This window comes from Demequina zhanjiangensis (genome assembly GCF_030418315.1).
Lineage (GTDB): Bacteria > Actinomycetota > Actinomycetes > Actinomycetales > Demequinaceae > Demequina > Demequina zhanjiangensis.
In genome coordinates this window covers 400711-413509 of sequence record NZ_JAUHPV010000001.1, presented here as the reverse complement: position 1 = coordinate 413509, position 12799 = coordinate 400711, and the positions used below count along the sequence as shown (strand labels likewise).

Sequence of the window (12799 nt, the reverse complement as noted above, 5' to 3'; positions counted from 1 at the left end):
CCTACACCCTGCCCACGCATCACGCCTGTCACGGCGTCACACTAAGTGAGTGAGTGCTCACTTCGCAAGTTTCGACGAGCATCGATCCCCCTTGCCCACGTGACGGTCGACTCGGTGTGGTCGACCGCCTCGAACCCCGCCTTCGGATAGAACGCCTGCGCTCCCTCGTTCGCCAGCTCGGCGACAAGATGCACTCCACGCACCCCACGCGCCGCGAGGAGAGCGCACGCCGCCTCGATCAGCGCACGCCCCGCGCCCCTGCCCTGCTGATCCGGCAGCAGGTCGATGTGCAGGTGCGCCGGATAGTCCCCGACCGCCTCGCCGAGCATCCGCTCGGGATCCGCTGCCGAAGGAAGCAGCCACGCATCGTCCACCGTCGACGGAGTGTGAAGCGGCACCCTCGACGGCCACCACTCCTCCACGAACCACCGCTGGAACGCCTCGGTGTCGGAGGTGCCGAGCACGTAGCCCCGAGCCTCCCCGTCGACGTCCCACACCAGGCAGAAGCCTCCGGGACCATCGAGGTACGGGGTGGCATAGACGTCCGCGAGCGCCGTGTCGTCGCAGAAGAGCCCCGTCGCATCGCCGCCCTGGCGCCCGGTGAGCAGGCAGATGCGCGCGATCTGCTCGCGATCAGCCGGGCCAGCGGGGCGAATTGTCACGGTTCGACGCTACCCCTGAGGACGGACATGCGCCGGTCCAGATCAGCGCTATTGGACCGCGACCAGGAGTGTCAGACGCCGACGGGCTCCCCCGTCGCGCCTGCCACGCGGCCGACTGTGTGGAACGCGCGCCACTGCTGGTCACCGATGCCCTGAATCGACTCAGGCATCCCGGAGCCGAGACCCGCAGCCTCAAGGGAGTCGCCCATGACGAGCACAGACGGCCCCGCGCCGGAGATGACCGCCGCGAGCCCCTGCTCGCGCAGGTGGCGCATGAGCACCATGGCGGGTCCGAGCACGTCGGCCCGGTAGTTCTGGTGGAGCTTGTCCTCGGTCGCGTCGAGCAGAAGCTCGGGACGTCCGGCGAGCGCGTGCACGAGCAGTGCCGCGCGCCCGGCGTTGAACGCGGCGTGGCTGTGCGGCACGTCGGGAGGCAGAACGGCGCGCGCCTCCTTGGTGGGGAGCGTCACGGCGGGAACGAGCACTGCGGTCTCGATCGACTCGCCGACCTCGAGCGCGGCGGCGTGCGGCCTGCGGCCTTCGGTCCACGCGACGGTCGCGCCTCCGTAGATCGCCGGCGCGGCGTTGTCGGGATGGCCCTCGAACACCGTGGCGAGCCTGAGCGCCTCGGCACGGTCGAGCGCCTCCGGCTCGGCGATCATGGCGCGCGCGGCGGTGATGCCTGCGACGACGGCGGCGGCCGATGAGCCGAGGCCGCGACCGTGTGGGATGCGGTTGATCGCACGGATCGCGAGTCCGGTCTGAGAGGCGCCGACGTGGTCGAGCGCGGCGCGGATCGCTTGGACCACCAGGTGGGACTCGTCGCGCGGAAGCGTCTCGGCGCCCTCGCCCTCGATCTCCATCTCGATGGACGTGGAGGCGATGGCGCGCACCTCGAGCTCGTCGCGCAGACCGAGCGCCATGCCGAGCGAGTCGAAGCCGGGGCCTAGGTTGCCCGAGGTGGCGGGCACGGACACCCGCACGTGGTCGGAAGCGATCCTCATGGCTAGAGCCCCAGGACCTTGGCGGCCGCCTCGGTGTCGACGGGGATCACCGTGGGCTCGACCTCGTGACCCGCGAGCGCGGTCGCGGTGTCCTTGAGGCCGTTGCCGGTGACGGTGCACGTGATGGTCGCGCCCTTCGGCACCTCGCCGAGTGCAGCCGCGGCGAGCAGGCCTGCGATCGGTGCGGCGGAGGCGGGCTCGACGAACACGCCGACGTCGGCTGCGAGACGTGCCTGGGCGTTGAGGATCTGGGCGTCGGAGACGGCGCGGATCCAGCCGCCTGACTCGTCACGCGCGGCGGTCGCGAGGTCCCACGAGGCGGGCTTGCCGATGCGGATCGCGGTCGCGACGGTCTCGGGGTCCTTGATGGGATGGCCCGCGACGAAGGGCGCGGCGCCGGCGGCCTGCACTCCCCAGATCTTCGGCAGGTGGGTGGCGTCGCCGTGCTCGAGCGCTTCCTTGAAGCCCATCCAGTACGCGGAGATGTTGCCGGCGTTGCCGACGGGCAGCATGTGGATGTCGGGGGCGTCGCCCAGCTGGTCGACGATCTCGAAGGCGCCGGTCTTCTGCCCCTGGAGGCGGTAGGGGTTGACGGAGTTGACGAGCGCGATGGGGTAGTTCTCTGACAGGTCGCGGACGATGTCGAGGCACTCGTCGAAGTTGCCGTCCACCTGGACGAGCTCGGCGCCGTGCACGATCGCCTGCGCCATCTTGCCTGCGGCGATCTTGCCCTGGGGGATCATGACGACGCAGCGCAGTCCGGCGTGCGCGGCGTAGGCCGCGGCGGAGGCGGAGGTGTTGCCCGTGGAGGCGCAGACGACGGTGTGGTCGCCGTCCTTCACGACCTGCGTGATGGCCGACGTCATGCCGCGGTCCTTGAAGGAGCCCGTGGGGTTCATCCCCTCGACCTTCACGAAGACGTTCGCGCCGACCTCCTTGGAGATGGACGGCGCGGGCACGAGCGGCGTGCCGCCTTCGCCGAGCGTGACGATGGTGTCGCCCTCGTCGAAGGGCATCCGGTCCAGGTACTCGCGGATGATGCCGTTCCAGACGTGCGCCATCACTCCCCCTCGATTCGCAGCACGGAGCTGATGTCGAGCACGGCGTCGAGGACCTTGAGGTCCTTGAGCACCTGTGCCATGTCGGACTCGGGCGCGCGGTGCGTCGCGATGACGAGCTCCGCGTGGCCCTCGTGGTTGGCGGGCTTCTGCCGCACGGTCTCGATGGAGACGCCACGTCGTCCCAGGGTGCCGGCGATCTCGGCGAGCATGCCGGGCTCGTCGACGACGAACATGCGCAGCTGGAAGCGCGAGGTCACCTGGTCGATGTCCAGCACGGGGCTGTCGGCGTAGTTGGACTCAAGGGGGCCTCGTCCGCCCTGCGCGATGTGGCGTGCGACGGACACGATGTCACCGAGCACGGCCGACGCGGTGGGCGCCCCTCCGGCTCCCTGGCCGTAGAACATGAGCTCGCCTGCGGCCTCGGCCTCGACGAACACGGCGTTGAATGCGCCGTGGACCCCTGCGAGCGGGTGCGAGAGCGGCACGAGCGCGGGGTGGACGCGGACGGCGACGCCCTCGTCGGCCCGTTCGGCGATGGCGAGCAGCTTGATGGCGTGGCCGGACTCGGCTGCGGCGGCGACGTCGGCGGCGGTGACGGAGGAGATGCCCTCGCGGTGCACCACGTCGAGCGAGACGCGCTGGTGGAAGGCGAGCGACGCGAGGATCGCGGCCTTGGCGGCTGCGTCGTAGCCCTCGACGTCGGCGGTCGGGTCGGCCTCGGCGTAGCCCAGGCGCTGCGCCTCGGCGACGACGTCCTCGTATGCGAGTCCCTTGGTGGTCATCTCGTCGAGCACGTAGTTCGTGGTGCCGTTGACAATGCCGAGGATGCGCGTGACGTGGTCGCCTGCGAGCGACTCGCGCACCGGGCGGACGATCGGGATGGCACCCGCCACGGCGGCCTCGAAGTAGAGGTCCACTCCTGCGGCGTCGGCGGCCTCGTACAGCTCGGGGCCGTGGGCGGCGAGCAGCGCCTTGTTCGCGGTGACGACGGAGGCGCCGGCGGCGATCGCCTGGAGGATGTGCGTGCGGGCAGGCTCGATGCCCCCCATGACCTCGACCACGACGTCGGCCGCGTCGATCAGCGCCTCCACGTCCGACGTGAGCGCGTCCACCGGGACGACGGCATCGCGCGGCACGGACGTGTCGCGCACGTAGACGCCTTCGAGCACGACGGGCGCGCCGACGCGCCAGGCGAGGTCGTCGGCCTGCTCGGTGAGCAGCCGCACCACCTGGGTTCCGACGGTGCCGCATCCGAGGACGGCGATCTTCACGGGATCCTTCAGCGCTCCAGACACGGCCCCCAGCCTAGCCGAGCGCTACCGCGCCCTGTCCCCTGGTTCGTGCAGGATGAACAGGTGACGGAACGGGACGTGCTGGACCCTGAGCGGTGGCGCTGGCGACGGCTGTGGCGCTTCGGCGTCGGCTTCGTGTGGCTCGAGCTCCAGTCGCTCGTGTTCGCGATCGCGATCTTCGCGGCGCTGGCGATCACGTCGGTCGTCGAGCTGCCGATCCCCCGGTACGACGCGCTCCTGCTGTTCGCCCTCCTCCTCACCGTCGTCCTGTGGGCGACCGGGTGGGAGACGACGCGCGAGGTGGGGGTGATCCTCGCCTTCCACCTCATCGGGCTGGGACTCGAGCTGTTCAAGGTGAGCGTGGGCTCGTGGGTGTACCCGGACGAGGCGTGGTCGAAGGTGGGCGGGGTGCCGCTGTACTCGGGCTTCATGTATGCGGCCGTCGGGTCGTACATCGTGCAGGCGTGGCGACGCTTCGACCTGAGGGTGACGGGCTTCCGACTGTGGCCCATGACTTTACTCGCGGTCGCGGCGTACGCGAACTTCTTCACTCACCACTGGATCCCGGACCTGCGATGGCTGATCGCGGCGGGCTTCCTGATCGAGCTGCGGGGCACGCTCGTCCACTTCACCGTGCGCGAGCCTCGCTACCGGATGCCGCTCGTGCTGTCCTTCCTCGCGATCGGGCTCGCGCTGTGGTTCGCCGAGAATGCGGCCACCCTGCTGGGCGCGTGGGCGTACCCGGACCAGCTCGTCGCGTGGACCATGGTGCACGTGGGCAAGGTGGGCTCGTGGTCGCTGCTCGTCTCGCTGAGCTTCGTGATCGTCGCCGCGCTCAAGCATCTGGAGGGGGTGCTCGACGGCCGTGAGGACGACAAGCCGAGCGTCGTCGTGACCCGCCGCCGAGAGAGAGCGCAGCGGCGCGCCGAGGCGCGCCGGGAACGTGAGGACCAGGGCCCGGAGTCGGGTCAAGAGCAGGGGTCTCAGGACCGTAGCCTGGAGACATGACCCGTCCCGCTCGCGTCCTCATGATCTGCTCCGGCAACATCTGCCGCTCCCCCGCCATGCACTACCTGGCGCAGCGCGACTGGGGCGATGCTGCGGAGGTCCGCTCGGCGGGCACGTGGGCCGAGACCGGGATGGACGCGACGAGGGAGATCCGGAAGTCTGCCCGCGAGCGCGCCGGCCTTGAGATGCCTCGCCACCGACCCACGCAGCTCGACTCGGACCTGCTCGGGTGGGCCGACCTGGTGCTGGTTGCCACGAGCCAGCACACGCGGTGGATCTCCCAGAACGAGGGGCTGCTGCCGGACCACGTGTTCGCGATCAAGGAGGCGGTGGAGCTCGCGGAGCGCGCCCCGGCCCCCGAGGGCGAGACTCCGGAGGAACGGCTCGTGAACGCCGCCGCCGCACTGCACGCCGAACGCCTGCGCGAGGAGGCGCCGCTCAGAAGCCTCGACGACCCGTGGTCCCACCCGCAGGCGGTGTTCGACCGCGTCATGGACGAGATCGTGGAGGCGATCGACGCGCTGGGGGCCTGGGCACGGGTCTAGGACTGGTCCGAGGCTGACGACCGCGTCACCGGTCGTCCTACTGCACGCCGGCCGCACCTCGACCGCTAGTGCGCGTCGTACTCCGCGCGTGAGCGCTCAAGGTCGGGGACCGCGCCTTGGAGCAGGTCGGCGAGCTCGCGCAGACGCGTTGCGATGTCGCGGCCGAGCGGGGTGAGCGCATAGTCGACGCGCGGCGGCCTGCTGCCGTGATCGGTGCGCGTGAGGAGGCCCTCGCGCTCCAGCGCGTGGAGCGCCTGGGACAGCATCTTCTCGCTGACCCCTTCGACCTGACGGCGGAGCTCGCCGAAGCGCTGGGGCCCGTCGACGAGCGCGAGCAGCACGAGCGAGGCCCACTTGCCGGTGACCGCCTCGAACGCCGCGCGTGAGCTGCAGGCGCTCGCGAAGACGTTCGCGACGAGCTCCTGGCTCGGCGCGTCGGTCTCGTGAGCCTCGGCTGTCATGCCCTCCAGGGTACTCCTGTTTCGCTATGGAATAGAAAGCACTATCGAATAGTTAGTATGGAGCGACGGCGGTTCACGCCGCCCAGCTGAACGACCGGGACCATCCCGGAGCACATCGCGGGATGCCCGCAGTCACGAAAGGGACCTCATGACCACCTACGCAGTCACCGGAGCCTCCGGCCAGCTCGGCCGCAAGATCGTCCAGTCGCTCCTGGACCTCCACATCTCCCCCTTCGACGTGATCGCGCTCGCTCGCGACACCGCCAAGGTCGAGGACCTCGCCGAGCTCGGCGTGCGCACCCGCCGCGCGGACTACAACGAGCCCGCCTCGCTCGACGCCGCGCTCGAGGGCGTCGACCGCCTCGTGCTCGTGTCCAGCTCCGAGGTCGGCCAGCGCGCCGCCCAGCACAAGGCCGTCCTCGAGGCCGCGGAGAAGGCAGGCGTGCAGCGCATCGCCTACACCTCGCTGCTCAAGGCCGATTCCTCGTCGCTCGGCCTCGCTCCCGAGCACGTCGCGACCGAGGAGATGCTCACCGCGTCCTCGATCGAGACCACCTTCCTGCGCAACTCCTGGTACACCGAGAACTACACCGCGCAGATCCCGGGCTACGTGGAGCGCGGCGCGATCGTCGGCGCCGCCGGCGACGCCCAGCTCTCGACCGCGACCCGTGGCGACTTCGCCGACGCCGCCGCGGCTGCGATCACCGCCGACACCGTGAAGCCCGTCTACGAGCTCGCCGGCGCGACCTACACGTTCGCCGAGCTGGCCGCCGCGATCTCGGCAGCGACCGGCAAGGACGTCGTCTACACGAACGTCACCGTCGAGGAGCTCGCCGCCGGCATGGTGGCCGCAGGCATGGACGAGGGCACCGCGGGCTTCTGGGCCTCGATCGACGCAGGCATCGCCGCGGGCGACCTCTACACCGACTCGACCGACCTCGCCGACCTGATCGGCCGCACGCCGACCACGCTCGAGGACGCCGTCAAGGCCGCGCTCTAAGCACCGCACCTCCGCACTCGCCGCGAGGCGACTGCACCGTCACGAGGGCCGCTCTCCCGCTCCGGGGGCGCGGCCCTCGTCGCGTCCGGGCCCTGCTTAGCGCGGGAGCACCCGGCTCAGGGCTGGAGCACCCGAATCAGGTCGTTCCGCAGCAGCGCGAGGGACGACCCGAACACTGCACCGTGCAGGACGTAGCCGTCGGTGACGTGGTACATCGACTCGGCGAGCTCGCGTACGGACCGGTCAGTGCGGACGAGTCCCTGCTCGGTGAGGATCGTGACGAACACGGCGAGGTTGTCGATCCACTGCCCGTACAGCTCGGTGAGCGCCTCGAGCATCTCAGGCTTGTCGCGCATGGCGAACCTGAACTCGGAGAGCATCGCGGTGTCGGGGAGGCCCTCTCCCACTCCTAGCCAGCCTGTCGCAGCCTCGAGCCCCTCGTTGATGGACGCGAAGCTGCGCCCTGCGAAGTTCCCCCACCAGCTCTCCATGAGCGATCCGCGGAAGCGCATCACCTCAAGGAAGTAGCCCTCCTTGGAGCCGAAGTGGAAGTAGACGGCGCCCTTCGTGTGACCCGTGCCGCGCACCACGTCGTCCACGCTGGTCGCGACATAGCCGGCGATCGGGAAGCGGGCGGCGCCGAGCTCGAGCAGGTCGGCACGTGTGGCCTCACGCTTGACGTCGAACTTGGTCCGACGGGGCTGCTCGCTCATGTGCCCATCATAGGAATCGACGTGACGTACCCCGCCGCGTCAGTCGGGGGCGACGTCCCAGCGCAGCAGGTCCTCCATGGTGTCGCGGCGGATCAGCAGCGTGGCCTCACCGTCCCTGACGGACACCACCGCGGGCCGCAGGAGCCCGTTGTAGTTGTTCGCCATGACGCGGCCGTACGCGCCGGTCGCGGGCACGGCGAGCAGGTCGCCACGGTCCACGTCTCCGGGGAGCTCGACGTTGCGGACCACGATGTCGCCGCTCTCGCAGTGCTTGCCGACCACGCGGCTGAGCTTCGGGTGCTCGTCGGACAGGCGGGCTGCGAGGGTCGCGGAGTATTCCGCGCCATAGGTGATGGTGCGCATGTTGTCGCTCATGCCGCCGTCGACGGCGACATAGGCGCGCTCGCCGCCCTCCTCGAGCTGCACCGTCTTCACCACGCCGACGCGGTAGAGCGTCATGCCTGCGGGTCCGGAGATCGCACGGCCGGGCTCGATCGAGAGCCGCGGCCAGCTTCCGCCCGCAGCCTCCAGGGCCTCAGCGACGGCGTCGGCCATCTCGAAGGCGGCGACCTGCGGGTCGATCGACTCGGCGCCGGGCACATAGGCGATCGCGTAGCCGCCGCCCAGGTCCACCTCAGGCATCTCGACGCCCGACTCGGCGGCGAAGTCGGCACGCAGCTTCAGCATGCGCGTCGCGGACTCGCGGAACGCGTCGATCGACAGGATCTGCGAGCCGATGTGGGTGTGGATGCCGAGCAGCTCGAGGTTCTCCGCGGCATGCACCAGGCGCACGGCGTCCATGGCCGCGCCGGTGGCCAGCGACAGGCCGAACTTCTGGTCCTCGTGGCTGGTCGCGATGTACTCGTGGCCACCCGCGTGCACGCCGGTCGTGACGCGCACCATCACGGGCGCCTTCACGCCGAGCTCGAAGGCGATCGCGTCGATGATCCCGATCTCGCCGAGCGAGTCGACGACCAGACGCCCGACGCCGACCTTGAGCGCGCGCTCGATCTCCGCGTCGGACTTGTTGTTGCCGTGCAGCGCGATCCGCTCGGGGGGCATGCCGCCGCGCAGCGCGATCTCGAGCTCCCCGCCCGACGCGACGTCCATGTTCAGGTCCTCGTCGAGCATCCAGCGGGCCACGCGGGAGCTGAGGAAGGACTTGCTCGCATAGAAGACGTCGCACTTGGCGCCGTGGCGCCCGAAGGCGGCCGTGAAGTGGTCGCGGAAGGCGGCGGCGCGAGCGCGCATGTCCTCCTCGTCGACGATGTAGAGAGGAGTGCCGAACTCGCCCGCGAGCTCGCGCACGTCGCAGCCGCCGACGCGCAGCGCCCCGTCGTCGCCACGCTCGACCGTCCGGGACCAGACTGCGCTCACGCTCACATCCTCTCGGGAGCGGAGACGCCCAGCAAGTGGAGGCCGGTGCGCAGGACCATTCCGGTCGCGTCGTTGAGCCACAGGCGCGTGCGGTGGAGGTCGGTGATCTCCTCCTCGCCGAGCGGTGTGACGCGGGTGCGGTCGTACCAGCGGTTGAAGGCGGTGGCCAGGTCCTCGAGGTAGCGGGCCACCCTGTGCTGCTCGCGGTACTCGACGGCCTGAGCGACCACTCGCGGGAACTCGCCGAGCGCGCCGAGCAGCGCGGCCTCCGACTCGTGGGACAGCAGCGAGGCGTCGAAGCCGTCGTCGCGGGTGATGCCGTACTCGGCGGCGTTCCGGGCGACGCCTGCGGTGCGGGCGTGCGCGTACTGCACGTAGAAGACGGGGTTGGCGTTGGTCGCGGAGGCGAGCAGGTCCAGGTCGATGTCGATCGACTGGTCGGCGCTGGAGCGGGCGAGCGCGTAGCGCGCGGCGTCGACGCCGACGGCCTCCACGAGGTCCTGCATGGTCACGACGGTGCCCGCGCGCTTCGACATCCTGACGGGCTGGCCGTCCTTCACCAGGTTCACCATCTGCCCGATGATGACCTCGACCGACGCCGGGTCGTAGCCAAGTGCTGCGGCCGCCGCCTTGAGGCGTGCGATGTAGCCGTGGTGGTCAGCGCCGAGCAGGTAGATGCAGAGGTCCGCGCCGCGCTCGTGCTTGTCGCGGATGTATGCGATGTCGCCGGCGATGTACGCGGCGTTGCCGTCCGACTTGATGACCACGCGGTCCTTGTCGTCCCCGTGGTCGGTCGAGCGCAGCCACCAGGCGTTGTCCGCCTCGTACAGCGCGCCGCTGCTCTTGAGCTCCTCGAGCGCCTTGTCGACCTTGCCCTCGGAGTGCAGCGACTCCTCATGAAAGTAGACGTCGAACTCGACGCCGAAGTCGGCGAGCTCCTGCTTGATCTCGTCGAACATCAGGTGCACGCCGCGGGCACGGAAGAACTCCTGGAGCTCGTCGGCCGGCAGCTCGAGCGGGTCGCGCTCGCCCACCTCCATGGCCTGGATGAGGACCTTGTTGGCGATCTCCTGGATGTACTCGCCGCCGTAGCCGTTCTCGGGGGTGTCCTCGCCCTTGATTGCGGCCACGAGCGACTTCGCGAAGTTGTCGATCTGCGAGCCATGGTCGTTGAAGTAGTACTCGCGGACCACGTTGGCCTCATGGAACTCGAGCAGGCGCGCGAGCGAGTCGCCCACGGCGGCCCAGCGGGTGCCGCCCAGGTGGATGGGCCCGGTGGGGTTCGCGGAGACGAACTCGATGTTGACGGTGGTGCCCTTGAAGGTCTCGCCGCGGCCGAAGGCGCCGTTGGCGAGGACGATCGTGCGGGCGAGCTCGCCCGCAGCGCCGGCCGCGAGGCGGATGTTGAGGAAGCCCGGTCCGGCGACCTCCGCGGTGTCGATGCCCTCGATCTCGGCCAGGCGCTCAGCAAGGGTGGTCGCGAACTCGCGGGGGTTGCTTCCTGCCTTCTTGGCGAGCTGCATGGCGACGTTGGTGGACCAGTCGCCATGCTCGCGCTGGCGGGGTCGCTCCACCCGGATGTCCTCCGGGACATCGAACGGGGACAGCTGGAAGTCGCTGTCGTCGATTCCGGCCAGGAGTGCGGCGCGGATGGTCTCGCTGAGCTGCTCGGGAGTCACCTCGCGATTCTATCGGCGCATGCAGGGGCCCGCCGACGCGGGGTCAGGCGCTCGGGTCGAGCGACTCGCGCACGCGCCGCGGCAGCGAGTCGCGCACGATCGCGTAGCCGTTCTCAAGCGCCTCGATCACGAGGTCACGCTCAAGGTCAGGGTCGTCGATCGCGAGCGAGATCCACAGGCGCTTGTTGGCGTAGTAGCCGGGCGTGATGGCGTCATGCGCGGCGACGAGGGCGGCGTTGACCTCGGGATCGCCCTTCACCGTGACGATGCGCCGACCCTCAGGGTCGCCGCCGAGCCGTCCGAAGTGCTTGCCTCCCACCTGGAAGGTCTGGGAGCCCCAGTCCGGGTACGGCACGGTGACCGCTCCGGGCAGCGCGGCGATCGCGTCGGCGATCCACGAGTCGACCACGGGCATGTCATCCATGGGGCCGACGCTACCCGCGGGGTGCGACAGGCGCCGGGCGCGAGCCAGCGCGAAGGAGACGACGCGCGGGAATCGGTGCAACCGACAGGGCGGGTCAGGGCCCGGGATCGACGACGCGGACGTTGGTGACGGTGCACTGCACGGGGAACGACTCCGCGCACTCGGCGGTCCACACCTCGATCGTCGCGCCCGCGGCGATCTCCGTGGGGTCGAGCGGGTCCCACCCGGAGTCGCGCACGTCGGTGCCTGGTTCGAGGAAGAAGATGGTGCCGGAGAAGTACTCGTAGCCGGGGTCGGGCACGAAGGAGAGGCCGACCGTGTCGACGCTCACGTCCACGGCGGCGACGGTTCCGATGGCGGACGGGTCGCCGAGACCCACAGGCTTGCAGCCGGCGAGGACGACGAGGGCGAGCAGAAGCGAGGCGAGGGCGGCGGTCCGGCGCGTCGTCGTCATGACCACACGCTACGCGGACGCGCCGCGCGCTGCAGTCCGAACGCGGTGGATCAGGCGGTGGGCGCGGGTGCGCTCGAGCTGCGTACGACGAGCTCGGGCTCGAACACCACGTGCCGAGGCTCCGACTCGGACTCGCGCACCTCCTCGAGCAGAGCGACGGCGGTCTCGCCGATCAGCTCACGCGGCTGCCTGACCGAGGTGATCGGCACGACGGCGGCAGCGGCGAACGAGATGTCGTCGTAGCCGACGAGGGCGACGTCACCCGGGATGGCGACGGGGTCGTCGCCGCCGAGCAGACCTTGCTGCACTCCGATGGCGAGGAGGTCGTTGGCCGCGAAGACCGCGTCGATCTCGCCTCGGGCGACGAGCGCGCGGAGCTCGCCGCCCACGCGCATGCCCTCGTCGAGCGACAGGGCCTCGGTCTCGATCGAGGTGATCGTCGCCTCGTCCACCGCGGCGACGGCGGCGGCGGCGCCCCGGTATCGGTCGATGATCTGGCGGATCCGCATGGGACCGCCCACGAAGGCGAGCCGGCGTCGACCCCCTTCGAGCAGGTGTCGCGCCGCGAGCTCGCCACCGGCAACGTCGTCGACGGCGACGGAGGGGAAGCTCGTGTCCTCGGTGCCGCGGTCCACGAGCACCACGGGGATGCCTCGCTTGCGCACGTCTCGCAGCCTGGACAGGTCCTCGGAGAGCGGCGACACCAGGACGCCGCGGACGCGCTGTCGCTCGAACATCTCGATGTTGGAGATCTCGCGCTCGATGCTCTCGCCGGAGTTCGCGAGGAGCACGGTGTGCCTGCCGAGGGCGGCGGCGCGCTCGGCGCCACGCGCCACGTCTGTGAAGAACGGGTTGTTGATGTCCAACGCGACGAGACCGATGCTGCGGCTCTGACCTTCGCGCAGCTGCTGGGCGGCGGAGTTGGGGACGTAGCCGAGCTCGTCGATGGCCGCGTGGACCTTCTCGACGGTCTCGGCCTTGACCATGTCGGGTCGGTTGAGCACGTTGGAGACGGTGCCCACGGAGACGCCTGCGCGTGCGGCGACCTCCTTGATGCTCACTCCCATGCGCGCCTCCTCAGCGCCGGACGCCAGCACAGGACGCCGGGCTCCGACTGAC

General features: G+C 70.2%; 14 protein-coding genes. 3 read left to right on the top strand and 11 right to left on the bottom strand.

Going from position 1 to position 12799, the window contains the following annotated elements; genetic code table 11:
- Positions 1-41 precede the first annotated feature (41 nt).
- The 4 genes from QQX04_RS01935 to QQX04_RS01920 all read right to left on the bottom strand — a co-directional run bounded on the left by QQX04_RS01935 (position 42) and on the right by QQX04_RS01920 (position 4022).
- The gene (locus QQX04_RS01935; protein ID WP_301125675.1) at positions 42-662 is read right to left on the bottom strand and encodes a GNAT family N-acetyltransferase; all 621 of its coding nucleotides are present in this window, start codon (positions 660-662) and stop codon (positions 42-44) included.
- Positions 663-733: 71 nt separating this feature from the next.
- Entirely contained in the window at positions 734-1666 is a 933-nt protein-coding gene (gene thrB / locus QQX04_RS01930; RefSeq protein WP_301125674.1) for a homoserine kinase, read from the bottom strand.
- A gap of 2 nt (positions 1667-1668) precedes the next feature.
- Positions 1669-2727 (bottom strand): threonine synthase, encoded by a 1059-nt coding sequence (gene thrC / locus QQX04_RS01925; protein ID WP_301125672.1) that lies wholly within the window; start codon positions 2725-2727, stop codon positions 1669-1671.
- Positions 2727-4022, bottom strand: coding sequence for a homoserine dehydrogenase (locus QQX04_RS01920; RefSeq protein ID WP_301125670.1), 1296 nt, complete (start codon positions 4020-4022; stop codon positions 2727-2729). Before QQX04_RS01920 ends, thrC begins: the two co-directional genes overlap by 1 nt.
- Before the next feature lie 60 nt (positions 4023-4082).
- On the opposite strand from QQX04_RS01920, the gene QQX04_RS01915 reads away from it, so the two are divergent.
- On the top strand, positions 4083-5027 hold the full coding sequence (locus QQX04_RS01915; protein ID WP_301125668.1) for a DUF817 domain-containing protein: 945 nt from the start codon (positions 4083-4085) through the stop codon (positions 5025-5027).
- Entirely contained in the window at positions 5024-5572 is a 549-nt protein-coding gene (locus QQX04_RS01910) for an arsenate reductase/protein-tyrosine-phosphatase family protein (RefSeq protein WP_301125666.1), read from the top strand. The genes QQX04_RS01915 and QQX04_RS01910 overlap by 4 nt, the downstream gene beginning before the upstream one ends.
- Before the next feature lie 65 nt (positions 5573-5637).
- Here the strand turns inward: QQX04_RS01910 and QQX04_RS01905 are convergent, their stop codons facing one another.
- A complete protein-coding gene (locus QQX04_RS01905; RefSeq protein ID WP_301125664.1) occupies positions 5638-6033 on the bottom strand; it encodes a winged helix-turn-helix transcriptional regulator in 396 nt (131 codons plus the stop codon).
- Positions 6034-6181: 148 nt separating this feature from the next.
- On the opposite strand from QQX04_RS01905, the gene QQX04_RS01900 reads away from it, so the two are divergent.
- On the top strand, positions 6182-7033 hold the full coding sequence (locus QQX04_RS01900) for an NmrA family NAD(P)-binding protein (protein WP_301125662.1): 852 nt from the start codon (positions 6182-6184) through the stop codon (positions 7031-7033).
- A gap of 116 nt (positions 7034-7149) precedes the next feature.
- Here QQX04_RS01900 and QQX04_RS01895 read toward each other — a convergent pair whose 3' ends face one another.
- The 6 genes from QQX04_RS01895 to QQX04_RS01870 form a co-directional block, all read right to left on the bottom strand.
- Complete coding sequence (locus QQX04_RS01895; RefSeq protein ID WP_301125656.1) at positions 7150-7746, bottom strand: TetR family transcriptional regulator; 597 nt, start codon at positions 7744-7746, stop codon at positions 7150-7152.
- 39 nt (positions 7747-7785) lie between these two features.
- Positions 7786-9123, bottom strand: coding sequence for a diaminopimelate decarboxylase (gene lysA, locus QQX04_RS01890; protein WP_301125654.1), 1338 nt, complete (start codon positions 9121-9123; stop codon positions 7786-7788).
- 2 nt (positions 9124-9125) lie between these two features.
- Entirely contained in the window at positions 9126-10802 is a 1677-nt protein-coding gene (argS, locus tag QQX04_RS01885) for an arginine--tRNA ligase (protein ID WP_301125652.1), read from the bottom strand.
- Positions 10803-10845: 43 nt separating this feature from the next.
- Complete coding sequence (locus QQX04_RS01880; RefSeq protein WP_301125650.1) at positions 10846-11226, bottom strand: MmcQ/YjbR family DNA-binding protein; 381 nt, start codon at positions 11224-11226, stop codon at positions 10846-10848.
- A gap of 94 nt (positions 11227-11320) precedes the next feature.
- Positions 11321-11680: a hypothetical protein gene (locus QQX04_RS01875; RefSeq protein WP_301125648.1), complete on the bottom strand. Its 360-nt coding sequence runs from the start codon at positions 11678-11680 to the stop codon at positions 11321-11323.
- A gap of 50 nt (positions 11681-11730) precedes the next feature.
- The gene (locus QQX04_RS01870) at positions 11731-12747 is read right to left on the bottom strand and encodes a LacI family DNA-binding transcriptional regulator (protein ID WP_301125646.1); all 1017 of its coding nucleotides are present in this window, start codon (positions 12745-12747) and stop codon (positions 11731-11733) included.
- Between the last annotated feature and the right edge of the window lie 52 nt (positions 12748-12799).

What these genes read in the sequence shown, in the direction of transcription:
- thrB (WP_301125674.1), bottom strand. Translation starts at nt 1,666, where the DNA reads ATGAGGATCGCTTCCGACCACGTGCGGGTGTCCGTGCCCGCCACCTCG.
- QQX04_RS01880 (WP_301125650.1), bottom strand. Translation starts at nt 11,226, where the DNA reads ATGGATGACATGCCCGTGGTCGACTCGTGGATCGCCGACGCGATCGCC.
- QQX04_RS01905 (WP_301125664.1), bottom strand. Translation starts at nt 6,033, where the DNA reads ATGACAGCCGAGGCTCACGAGACCGACGCGCCGAGCCAGGAGCTCGTC.
- QQX04_RS01910 (WP_301125666.1), top strand. Translation starts at nt 5,024, where the DNA reads ATGACCCGTCCCGCTCGCGTCCTCATGATCTGCTCCGGCAACATCTGC.
- QQX04_RS01870 (WP_301125646.1), bottom strand. Translation starts at nt 12,747, where the DNA reads ATGGGAGTGAGCATCAAGGAGGTCGCCGCACGCGCAGGCGTCTCCGTG.
- thrC (WP_301125672.1), bottom strand. Translation starts at nt 2,727, where the DNA reads ATGGCGCACGTCTGGAACGGCATCATCCGCGAGTACCTGGACCGGATG.
- QQX04_RS01875 (WP_301125648.1), bottom strand. Translation starts at nt 11,680, where the DNA reads ATGACGACGACGCGCCGGACCGCCGCCCTCGCCTCGCTTCTGCTCGCC.
- QQX04_RS01895 (WP_301125656.1), bottom strand. Translation starts at nt 7,746, where the DNA reads ATGAGCGAGCAGCCCCGTCGGACCAAGTTCGACGTCAAGCGTGAGGCC.
- QQX04_RS01900 (WP_301125662.1), top strand. Translation starts at nt 6,182, where the DNA reads ATGACCACCTACGCAGTCACCGGAGCCTCCGGCCAGCTCGGCCGCAAG.